The sequence below is a fragment of the Rhodococcus sp. (in: high G+C Gram-positive bacteria) genome, from assembly GCF_049299235.1.
In the GTDB taxonomy this organism is placed as follows: Bacteria; Actinomycetota; Actinomycetes; order Mycobacteriales; family Mycobacteriaceae; genus Rhodococcus.
This window is the reverse complement of record NZ_JBAQXC010000057.1, coordinates 1-10,998: the sequence shown is the minus strand read 5'-3', so window position 1 is coordinate 10,998 and position 10,998 is coordinate 1. Positions and strand designations below refer to the sequence as shown.

General features: G+C 67.0%; 10 protein-coding genes and 1 pseudogene. 6 read left to right on the top strand and 5 right to left on the bottom strand.

Annotated elements, in window-relative coordinates; genetic code table 11:
- Positions 1-181, top strand: a 181-nt coding sequence (locus tag WAX14_RS03145) for a hypothetical protein (protein WP_422626636.1), incomplete at its 5' end; no start/stop codon positions are given.
- On the opposite strand, the gene WAX14_RS03140 is transcribed toward WAX14_RS03145, so the two are convergent.
- Complete coding sequence (locus tag WAX14_RS03140) at positions 156-566, bottom strand: 2-isopropylmalate synthase (protein ID WP_422626635.1); 411 nt, start codon at positions 564-566, stop codon at positions 156-158. The two genes, WAX14_RS03145 and WAX14_RS03140, sit on opposite strands and share 26 nt — an antisense overlap.
- 518 nt (positions 567-1,084) lie before the next feature.
- Here WAX14_RS03140 and WAX14_RS03135 point away from each other — a divergent pair.
- Positions 1,085-1,639, top strand: coding sequence for a GNAT family N-acetyltransferase (locus WAX14_RS03135; RefSeq protein ID WP_422626634.1), 555 nt, complete (start codon positions 1,085-1,087; stop codon positions 1,637-1,639).
- 44 nt (positions 1,640-1,683) lie between these two features.
- On the opposite strand, the gene zapE is transcribed toward WAX14_RS03135, so the two are convergent.
- Complete coding sequence (gene zapE, locus WAX14_RS03130; protein WP_422626633.1) at positions 1,684-2,697, bottom strand: cell division protein ZapE; 1,014 nt, start codon at positions 2,695-2,697, stop codon at positions 1,684-1,686.
- A 177-nt stretch (positions 2,698-2,874) separates the two neighbouring features.
- Here zapE and WAX14_RS03125 point away from each other — a divergent pair, with 177 nt between their 5' ends.
- The 4 genes from WAX14_RS03125 to WAX14_RS03110 all read left to right on the top strand — a co-directional run bounded on the left by WAX14_RS03125 (position 2,875) and on the right by WAX14_RS03110 (position 7,235).
- Positions 2,875-4,434 (top strand): alpha/beta fold hydrolase, encoded by a 1,560-nt coding sequence (locus WAX14_RS03125; RefSeq protein WP_422626632.1) that lies wholly within the window; start codon positions 2,875-2,877, stop codon positions 4,432-4,434.
- 62 nt (positions 4,435-4,496) lie between these two features.
- Entirely contained in the window at positions 4,497-5,783 is a 1,287-nt protein-coding gene (locus WAX14_RS03120; RefSeq protein WP_422626631.1) for a glycosyltransferase family 87 protein, read from the top strand.
- Positions 5,784-5,793: 10 nt separating this feature from the next.
- Positions 5,794-6,219 carry a peptide-methionine (R)-S-oxide reductase MsrB gene (gene msrB, locus WAX14_RS03115; RefSeq protein WP_422626630.1) on the top strand — a complete coding sequence of 142 codons (426 nt, stop codon included), beginning with the start codon at positions 5,794-5,796 and terminating at the stop codon, positions 6,217-6,219.
- Positions 6,220-6,269: 50 nt separating this feature from the next.
- Positions 6,270-7,235, top strand: coding sequence for an L-lactate dehydrogenase (locus tag WAX14_RS03110; RefSeq protein ID WP_422626629.1), 966 nt, complete (start codon positions 6,270-6,272; stop codon positions 7,233-7,235).
- Positions 7,236-7,263: 28 nt separating this feature from the next.
- Here the strand turns inward: WAX14_RS03110 and WAX14_RS03105 are convergent, their stop codons facing one another.
- The 3 genes and pseudogenes from WAX14_RS03105 to WAX14_RS03095 form a co-directional block, all read right to left on the bottom strand.
- Positions 7,264-9,609: a molybdopterin-dependent oxidoreductase gene (locus WAX14_RS03105; RefSeq protein ID WP_422626628.1), complete on the bottom strand. Its 2,346-nt coding sequence runs from the start codon at positions 9,607-9,609 to the stop codon at positions 7,264-7,266.
- A 4-nt stretch (positions 9,610-9,613) separates the two neighbouring features.
- On the bottom strand, positions 9,614-10,309 hold the full coding sequence (hemQ, locus tag WAX14_RS03100; RefSeq protein WP_422626627.1) for a hydrogen peroxide-dependent heme synthase: 696 nt from the start codon (positions 10,307-10,309) through the stop codon (positions 9,614-9,616).
- Positions 10,310-10,313: 4 nt separating this feature from the next.
- A pseudogene (locus WAX14_RS03095) lies at positions 10,314-10,998 on the bottom strand (protoporphyrinogen oxidase); the annotation flags it as partial.

Below are 10,998 nucleotides of genomic sequence, written 5' to 3'. Positions count from 1 at the left end.
GGTTCAATCCCAGTATCGCGCACCAGAATACGACGATGACCCCCTTCATTCGAAGGGGGTCATCGTCGTTCGGTTAGCCACGATCTACACGCCGCCGATCCCGAAGACAGCCGCGCGCTGCCGGTTGCGCGCGGCTGTCTTCGGGGCCGTGCAGATCAGCGTGTGCCGTACAGGCGGTTGATTCCTGCGGTCATCGCCCGCAGGGTCGACTCCGCGGCCGTGGAACCGAGACCCATCGCCCAGCACGTGCGTTCGTCGTCGGACTCGCACAGCAGGAACGTCCCGTGGTACTCGCCCATGTCCAGCCGGTGGAACGAACGGATCTCGAGGCGGAAGCCGAGTTCGTGAATCATCCCCGTCATCGCGGACACCGGGCCGGTCGCAACGGCGGCGCTGCTGTGGATCGCTCCGTGGAGCGCGAACGTCGCCTCGTAGGCGCACAATCCACCGGTCAGTGCGACAGCGCTCCACCTGCCCAGGTGCAGCGGTCCGCGCCGCGGAGCGTAGGTCGCGGCGAAGTCCGTCCAGGACGTACCCGCAGCCTCGGCACGCAATGCGAGCGGCACGGGTCGTCCGAACCGAGCAGCGAACGGATCGAGCGAAGTGGCGCGATCGGTGTCGGCGCAGGGACCGAATGAACGGGCAGCGGCGGGACGACGATCGGAAGCGATTGAGGTGAAGGCGTTCATCGAAGGTGGTCTTCCACGAGAAGGAAGGACCGACAGGTAGCTCAACGACCCGCAGCGAGGGGTCGGTCCGAATCAGACCCCGCTACGGCGGTGAACTACGAGTACGCGCTTCATGGCAAGTCACAGTAGAGCCTCGAGCAGCAAATCGCAACCCGCATGCGGTGGGGCTACGTGATCGAAACGTGATCGCAAAAGTTGGAACCTGAGGAACCCCTCATGTATCGCACGAGGGTGCCATCCCCCCCGATGGTAAATGAACCCCAGCCATGACCCCCCATCCAAGGCTGGGGTTCAGCCATGTTCGGGGCCGTCTCCGGCTACACGACAGCGTCCGATTCCAGCCGAAGTCCGCTGGTGCCGGCGTCCGATGCGGGAACTGATGGTCTACTGGACCCATGCCCACGACTTCGATCGACGAGTCCGCGATCTCCGTTGCCCAGGCCGGCATCTGGGACACCGAAACGCTCGCCGACGTCGCGGCCACCACGTTCCCGCTCGCGTGCCCTCCCGAAGCACACGGCGACGACATCGCCGACTTCATCGCTCGGACACTCTCGGTGGAGCGATTCGGCGAATATCTGACCGACCCCACACGAATCGTGCTCAAGGCGAGCATCGGAGGCGAAATCGTCGGCTATCTCATGGCGATCGACGCACCGCCGCCCGACCCACTGATCGCAGCGATGATCACTGCGACACCGTCCATCGAGATCAGCAAGCTGTACGTGCTCCCCGGCCGGCACGGCACCGGTGTGTCGGCAGCCCTGATGGCCGCGCTCGTCGAACGTGCCGCCGCAACCGGGCGGGCGGGACTGTGGCTCGGCGTAAACCAGGGGAACGAACGAGCCCAGCGCTTCTACATCAAACAGGGTTTCCGGACTGTCGGCACGCGCACCTTCCTGGTGGGCTCGCAAGAGCACCAGGACTACGTCATGCAGCGCGAACTGTAGAGACCACGCGCACCCACCCCCGGCACAGCATCCGGAAGTTCGCGCTAGCCCGCGGTGACCTCGAAACGCGAGAGCGCCAGCAGCCGCGACGTCGCACGCAGGTACTTCTTGCGGTAGCCACCGGCCAACATCTCCGGAGTGAAGATCTCATCCAGCTTCGCCCCGGCCACCGTCACCGGGATACTCGCGTCGTACAGCCGATCGGCGAGCACCACCAGCCGCAACGCGACGGACTGGTCCTGAGCAGGATGCACACCGTTGAGGAACACGGCCGTGACACCGTCGACGAGTTTGCCGTAACGCGACGGATGCAAGGTGCTCAGATGCGCACACAATTCGTCGAAATCGTCGAGAGTGGACCCGGGAACCGTCTCGGCGCGTTCGATCAATTCCTTCGCCGCAATCGGTTCCGGCGCCGGTGGCAGGTCGCGGTGCCGATAGTCCGGGCCGTCCACACGCAAAGTCTCGAAGATCGACGAGAGCTTCTTGATCTCGCGGAGGAAGTCCTGCGCCGCGAACCTGCCCTCACCGAGCTGGCCGGGAAGCGTATTCGAGGTCGCCACGATCGACACCCCACGCGCGGACAGCTCGGTCAGCAGACGCGAAACGAGCATCGTGTCACCCGGATCGTCCAGCTCGAACTCGTCGATGCACAGCACGCTGTGGGTGGAGAGTTCCTCGACCGCCTTGTTGAAACCGAGCGCACCGACCACGTGCGTCAACTCGACGAACGTTCCGAACGCCCTGGGCGACGGGGAGCTGTGGAAGATCGACGCCAACAGGTGGGTCTTGCCGACACCGAACCCGCCGTCGAGGTACAGCCCGGCACCCGTGGACGGCGCCTTCCGTCCGAAGAGACCACGCTTGCCGCCGCGAATCTTCCCGACCTTGCCGACGAACGCCTCGGCAGCACGGACCGCGGCCGCCTGACTCGGCTGGTTCGGGTCGGGGATGTACGACGCGAAGCTCACCTCGTCGAACATCGCCGGCGGCACGAGCTGTGCAACCAGTTGTTCGGCCGGCACCACGGGACTGCGATCGACGAGACGTTCCTGCATTCCTCCAGGGTAAGGGCCGGTGGTGAGGCCACACGTACACCAACCGGGGATTGCGACCTACTTCACATCCCCGTCACCCATTCTTCACCTCCCGACCAGCACGCCCGTCACTCGTGCGCGTGCGGTGCGCGCGGACCGGTGCGCACCCGGAACGCACCGACCTGGCAGGCTGTCGGCATGCGCAGAACCGGTGTGCTCGCGGTGTCCCTGATCGCACTCGCGTCGACGGTCGCAGCCTGCGGGACGGGGCCGTCGGCACGACCCGACGTCGCCGTCGTTCAGGACGTCGGTGGCGGTGCCGTACCCGAACCCGAGCAGGAGGGTGCTGTCACCTCCGAACTCCCGGTACCCGGCGAGGACTTGGCGTGGCGCGAGTGCACCGCCGACACTCTCACGGCCCGGCAACTTCCGCCCGGCCCGACCGGGCTGATCCTCGACTGCGCCGAGATCACCGCGCCCATCGACGCGGCCGGGAACGTCCCGGGAACATTCCCGCTCGCCGTGCTGCGAGCACGTGTGCCGCAGACCCCGGCCGATGTCGCACCGCTCGTACTCACGACCGGCACGGACATGCCGTCCAGCACTGCACTCGCCGCCCTCTCCACCGGACCGATGTCCGGTGTGCTCGCCGACCGCCCAGTGGTCGCGGTCGATCGCCGCGGGATCGGCGCGTCGCAGCCCATCGACTGTGTCTTTCCCGCCGACCTCCGCGCGCTCGGTGACCTGGGCCAGTTCGGCCGCAGCGGCGACGGGCCTACCCGGGTCGCGGAACTCGGCCGCCAGGCGACCATCGCATGCACCGACTATCTGCAGCCCCAGGAACTCATGTTCGGGGCGAGTCACGCCGCCGCCGATCTCGACCAGCTGCGCCTGGCCTGGAACGTGGAGCACATCGGGCTGCTCGGTGTCGGCAACGGCGCGACGGTCGCGCTGGCCTATGCCGCCGAGTATCCGGCGAACGTGGGTCGGCTGATCCTCGACTCCCCGGCCGGCGCGAGCGCCGACGCCGAACTACTCGCGGAAAGCCGGGCGCGTGGCGCCGAAGCCGCGGTCGACGCGTTCGCTCGCCGGTGTGTCGCCCTGGAGTGCTCGCTCGGCGCCAACCCTCGGACGGTCCTGGAGGAACTGCACGCGAAAGCCGCGAACGGTGAGCTGGCACCGCTGTCGTCGAACGCGATGCTGACCGCGGTGACCGCGATCCTGAGTAGCCCCGGTGGCGATCTGCAAGCCCGGGTGCGGGAGTTGTCCGACGCGCTGTCCGCCGCCCGCGACGGCAATGTGATGCCGCTGCTCGAACTGGTCGATCCTGCCGAGGCCCAACTGTCGACCGCCGGGCAGTTCGTCTCCCGGTGCAGTGACACCCAACGCAGGCCGACTCCCGCACGCGCCCTGGAGTTGCAGCGCGCTTGGGGATCGAACTACCCGTTGTTCGGCGCGGACGCCGCAACCGGACTGACGGCCTGCTCGGCGTGGCCGAGCATGCCTGCGCCACCACTGCCCGACCGGGTGGACGTGCCGGTCCTCGTGCTCGGAGCGGCTGCCGATCCGATCGTCGGGGGCGGTGGACTCGAATCGGTCACCGGCGCGTTGACCGCGGTCGGCGCCCGGTGGGCGGTCGTGTCGTGGCAGGGCGCCGGCTATGCGGCGATTCTGCATTCGGCGTGCGCCCAATCCCGGGTCGGCGCGTATCTGCAGACCGGAGATCTACCGCCCAACGGAAGCCTCTGCCCGGCGTGACGACGACCGCTCGTCGGGGGCGGGCCGATCACGAGCCGGCCGTTCCGGTGTACCGTGCCGTAGTGTTCCTCAGTCGTCTCGAGCCCCGCACCGCCCGCACCACCGCGGAGGTGGTCAAGTGCGTTCTGTGGCCGTTGGCCGTCCTCACGGTTCTGCACCGGGTCGTGATCAAAGCGGTCAACGGGTTCCGGACCGACGACTTCACACCCGTGTACAACGCCGCGCTGGCATTCCTCAACCGGCAGCCGGTGTATACCGCGAACTTCCAATGGGTCGATCCGCATTACCTGTATCCGCCGTCGGGCACATTGTTGATGGCGCCGATCGCCGTGATCGACCCGGAACGCTCCCGGTGGTTGTTCATCCTCGCCAACGCGATCGCCATCCTCGTCGCGCTGCATCTACTTCTGCGCATGTTCGGCTACGGTCTCGACTCGGTCGTGGCGCCGATCCTCGTGTTGGGTGCCTTCACGTCCGAAACGGTGACGAACACGCTGGTGTTCACGAACATCAACGGGCTCGTGCTGTTCGGCGAGGTCGCATTCCTGACGTTGCTGCTCAAGCGTCGCGACCTGTGGGCAGGCGCGGTACTCGGCCTGACATTCGCGGTCAAACCGGTTCTCGCACCACTACTGTTCCTGCCGTTGGTCCGCGGACAGTGGAAGGTGTTCATCACCGCGGTCGGGGTGCCCATCGCGCTGATGGCGATTGCATGGCCCCTGTCCGTCGACGCGTGGCAGTTCGTCGAACACACAACGCCCTATCTCCTCGAGGCCCGCGACTACTTCAACAGTGCGATCGTCGGAAACGGCATGTACTACGGCCTGCCCGCATGGCTCGTCCTTGGGCTCCGCGCCGTCCTCGGGATCATGGTCCTGGTGTCGTTGTGGCTGCTGTATCGCTACTGCCGCCACGACGAACTGTTCTTCGTCGGCACCGCAACCGGTCTGCTGCTGACCGCCTCGTTCCTGCTCGGATCGCTCGGCCAGATGTACTACTCGATGATGCTGTTCCCGCTGCTGATGACGGTGGTGCTGCCGAACTCGGTGATGCGCAACTGGCCGGCGTGGCTGGCCGTGTACGGGTTCCTCAGCTACGACAGTTGGCTATCCCTCCGCTGGCCGGAGATGGGCCGTGCCGCCGAATACATGAAGACCACTTTCGGGTGGTCCCTGCTGATCATCGTCATATTCGCGGTATTGCTCGACCGGTATCTCGCCGCGCGCCGCGAAGACCGACTCGACTCGGGAATCGAACCGGCGTTTCTGCTGCCGCCGTCGACCCCTGCGATCGACGGCGACTCCACCGAACCCGAGGAGCGCGTGGCCTCACCCGCCGTCCGCGACTAACCTCGGCAGCATGACTTCCGCACCCCGACCGGAACCCGCACCGAAGGTCGAACGCAGCGACGACGAATGGCGTGCGTTGCTGTCCCCCGAGGAGTTCGCGGTACTTCGCCGTGCCGGCACCGAACGTCCGTTCGTCGGCGAGTACACCGACACCGACACCGAGGGTGTCTACGCGTGCCGCGCCTGCGGTACCGAATTGTTCCGGAGCAGCGAAAAGTTCCATTCACAGTGCGGGTGGCCGTCGTTCTTCGACCCCGCCGATTCCGACGCGGTGATCCTGCGGTCCGACGATTCGCTCGGGATGCGCCGCGTCGAGGTGCTCTGCGCGTCGTGTCACAGTCACCTCGGGCACGTGTTCGAGGGTGAGGGCTATCCCACCCCGACCGATCAGCGGTATTGCATCAACTCGATCTCCCTGCGTCTGCTCTCGGAGTGATACCCGCCCTCCGGGATGCGGGTTCGGGTCGCAGCCGGGAGGATCGGGGCATGGCACATCGCAGCGCGGGCAGACCGAAGGTGAAACTGTCGATCGTCGGCGCGGGCTCGGTGGGCACCGCCATCGCGTATGCGTGCCTCATCCGAGGTTCGACCGAATCGTTGGCGTTGTACGACACCGACAGCGGCAAGGTCCGCGCGGAGGTACTCGACCTGAATCACGGCACCCAGTTCGCGCCACCGTGCCGCATCGAAGGTGGCGACGACCTTGCCGTCACCGCCGGATCGGACATGATCGTGGTGACCGCCGGCGCCAAACAGCAGCCCGGACAGTCCCGCCTCGATCTCGCCGCGGCGAACGTCGCACTGGTGCAGACCCTGACGCCCACACTGCTCGAGCAGTCACCGGACGCGGTCGTCCTGTTCGTCAGCAACCCGGTCGACATCGTCACCCACGCGGCGATCGCCGCCGCCGGCGTCGCACCAGGCCGAATCTTCGGGTCGGGCACCGTGCTCGATTCGGGCAGGTTGCGGCATCTGGTCGCACAGCGAGCAGGTGTGGCGGTGGAGAACGTGCATGCTGTCGTCGTCGGTGAGCACGGCGATTCGGAGATCACGCTGTGGTCGAGTGTGACGATCGGCGGGGTACCCGCCGCCGCGTTCATTGCCGACGACGGAACGAGTTTCGACGCCGCAACCCGCGCCGACATCTCGGAGCAGGTGGTCCATAGTGCCTACGAGATCATCCGGGGCAAGGGCGCGACCAACCTGGCGATCGGACTGTCCACGGCCCGCATCATCGAGGCGGTGTTGCGTGACCAGCATCGGGTATTGCCGGTGTCCACGCTCCACACCGACTCCGACGACCTGTCCGGCGTGTGTCTGTCGCTGCCGACGGTCGTCGACAGCCGTGGCGCAACCCGAGTACTCGACGTAGCGATGTCCGACGAGGAACGCGTCGGACTGCGCGCGTCGGCACGGACACTGCGGGAGGTGCAGGCGGCGCTCGAAGGCTGACCGTCGCCCGCCCGAGTCAGCGCCCGTGTCAGCGGTCGCGCACGACGGGTGGATCGTAGGCACGGATCGGGGGCAGATCGCCTTCGAACCGCTCGATCTGCACCAGCACGTGTTGCCCGGTGCAACCCCGAGCCAGCGACGACGTGCCGACGTCCGGCGTGAACACGTTCGGGTTTCCGTGCACGCACAGCGAATCCGGATCCGACGGATCGAGAGGGTCGTACCACGCTCCGGTGGACAACTGCACAACGTCCGGGAGCATCCCGTCGTCGAGTACGACGCCGGCGAGGCACGCGCCGCGATCGTTGAACACCCGCACCACGTCGCCGGCCGCGATCTGCCTCGCCGCTGCGGCACCGGGATGCATCCGGAGCGGTTCCCGACCACGGATCTTCGACGCCTGGCTGGTGGCGCCGTGGTCCAGTTGACTGTGCAGGCGGGTACGCGGCTGGTTCGCGATCAGATGCAGCGGGAACTGTCCCGCGCGCGGTCCGCCGAGCCATTCGTCCGGTTCGTACCAGGTGGGGTGGCCCGCACAATCGTCGTAGTCGAAACCGTCGATGTCGGTGGAGAAGATCTCGATGCGCCCGCTGGGTGTGCGGAGCGGAAACTTGTCCGGGTCGTCACGGAAATCCTGAAACAAGGTCAGGTCGTCCTCGGTCCGCATCCGCACGTGACCGCGACGCCAGAACTCGTCGAACTCGGGGGCATCACCGCCGTCGGCGAGCACGAAACCGCGCCACTGCTCGTACAGATGCTCGATCCACTGCCGTGAGCTGCGGTTCTCGGTGAACTGCGCACCGAATCCCAATCGGTGTGCGAGCGCGGCGAACGTGTCGTAGTCGTCGCGGGCCTGCGCGTAGGGAGGCGTCGTGGCGTGCATCGCCACCAGCAGCGGATCGTTGCGGGTACAGGAAAGGTCCTCGCGCTCGAACGACGTGGTGGACGGCACGACGATATCGGCGTGCTTGGCCATCGGCGTCCAATACGGATCGTGCACGACGATCGTGTCGGGGCGTGTCAGCGCCCGCTTCAACCGGCCGAGATCCTGATGATGATGGAACGGGTTGCCGCCGGCCCAATACACCAGACGGGTATCGGGGAACGTGCGGCGCTGCCCGTCGAAGTCGTACTGCTCCCCCGGTCGCAGCAACAGATCCGAGATCGCCGCGACGGGGATGGCCTCGTCGATCGGGTTCTGCCCCTGGAACAGGGTAGGCAGCGGGTACGGCACCGGCGCCAGACCCGATTCGTTCATCGAGCCGTACCCGTGCCCGAACCCGCCGCCCGGCACACCGATCTGCCCGAGCATCGCGGCGAGCGTCACACCCGTCCACGGCGCCTGCTCACCGTGACGGACCCGCTGCAGTGACCATGTGACGGTGATCAGCGTGCGCCCGCCCGCCATCCGACGGGCGAGATCGGTGAGTGTGCCGGCGTCGAGCCCGGACAGTTCCGCAGCCCACTGCGGGGTCTTCGGGGTTCCGTCGCTGCGACCGAGTAGGTAGTCCTCGAACTTGTCGTAGCCGGTGCAGTAGCGGTCGAGGAACCCTCGGTCCGCGAGATCCTCGGTGGCGAGCACATAGGCGAGGGCGAGCATGATCGCGACATCGCTACCGGGACGTGGGGCCAGCCATTCGGCGTCGCCGTGCAGATCGTCGCGCAGTGGGCTGATCGACACGATGCGCCCACCGCGGGCCCGCAGTCGGTCGAGTGCATCGCGCGTCGGATGATTGCTGGTTCCGCCGTCGTTGACCGCGGTGTTCTTCAGCGGAACCCCGCCGAAACACACCATCAGTTCGGTTTCGCGGGCGATGACATCCCAGTTGGTGGAGCGCGCGAACAGCTTCCAGTGCGCGCCCACCACCCGGGGCATGATCACCCCGGTGGCACCGAGCGAATAGCTGTGCACGGACCGGGTGTAACCACCGAGCATCTTCAGGAACCGGTGCACCTGACTTTGCGCGTGATGGAACCTGCCCGGTGACGACCAGCCGTACGAGCCGCCGAAGATCGCGCGGTTGCCGTGATTGTCGACGACCCGGCGCAGTTCCACGGCGAGCAGTTCGGTGAGCTCTTCCCACGACACTGCGACGAACTCGTCGCTGCCACGGCGACTGTTCGGGCCCGGCCCGTTCTCGAGCCAGCCGCGGCGCACCGCCGGGCCGGTGATGCGAGAGCGGTGCCGCACCGAGCCGGGCAGGTTGCCGAGTATCGGCGACGGGTCGGTGTCCCCGGGATACGGGTGTACCGCGGTGACCTCACCGCCGACCGCCTCCGCCTCGTACATCCCCCAGTGAGAGATGTGTGAGTACCTCACGGGCGAAATGTGTGAGTGCCCCGGTCGATTCGACTCGGCGTCCTGCTCCGGCATCCGTTCAGGGTAGTGCGTTGACCAGTCGGTCGGCGTCGATGCGGGGGCCGCTGAAGAACGGGATCTCCAGGCGCACGTGGTAGCGGGCCTCGGTGGCCCGCAGGTCACGCATGAGATCGACGATGCGGTCGAGTTGCGGCGCCTCGAACGCGAGGATCCATTCGTAGTCGCCGAGAGCGAACGCCGGGACCGTGTTCGCCCGAACGTCGGGGTAGGCACGGCCGGCCTTGCCGTGCTCGGAGAGGATGCGGCGACGGTCCTCGTCGGGAAGCAGGTACCACTCGTAGGACCGCACGAACGGGTACACGCAGATGTAGTCGCCGGGGGTCTCGTCGGCGATGAACGCCGGAAGGTGACTCTTGTTGAACTCCGCGGGACGGTGCAGCGCCACGTTGGACCACACCGGCGTGCTCGCCCGCCCGACGATCGTGGAACGTCGGAAGTCCGCGTAGAACTTCTGCAGATCCTCGATGTGCTCGGCGTGCGTCCAGAACATGAAATCGGCGTCGGCACGCATACCGGCGATGTCGTAGATGCCACGGACGACGACATCGGTGTTCTCGTAGGAGGCGAGGAACTTCCGCAGATCCTCGAGCGCCTCGGTGCGGTCGTCGCCGAGGACACCCGGTCGCACCTGGAACACCGACCACATCGCGTAGCGCAGGGTCGAATTGAGCTTGTCGTAATCGAGACGTGCCATATCCCTATCCTGCCACTCGTATCGTGAGCTGTGCAGCGGCCGTTGTGCCTGTTCGGACACACGCGGGGACCCCGACACCGTGCATCATCGCCCCGGCCACTTCGATGCCGTCGACGTCGGCGACCGCGGCTTCGAGTGCCGCCACGATCGTGTCGTGTCCGGCGCGGTACTGCGGCAGACCGCCGTGCCAGCGCTGGACGAACGCGGCGACGGGTTCTGCGGTCACACCGGTGACGGTGTCCAGGTCTGCGCGTGCCAGCGCGATCAGCCGATCGGCGTCGGCGTCGACGAGCGCGGCGTCCCCGAACCGCCCGAAGGACACGCGCGCCAGCTCGACCTCGCGTTCGGCCAGGTGCGGCCATTTGCGGCTGGACAGTGTGAACGCCTTCGCCGACAGGTTCTCACCGGTCGCGACGAGGATCCCGGAGTTGGGGGGGAGGCCCGATTCGCGCGGCAGGGCCAGCGCGACGACCACCGACGATGCCAGCGGAATCAGGGCCGCGTGCTCGGCCGCGGCTGGGACCGCGCCGGCGAGCAACGCCGCGGCCTGCGGTGCGGGTACCGCGAGCACTACCCCGTCGACCTCGCCGATCGGATCGATCGACCATCGGCTGCCGGCACGGTGCAGCGCGGACGCCGTCGTGTTCAGGTGAATCTCGGCGGCAGAGGCCCGCTCGAGCGCGCCGAGC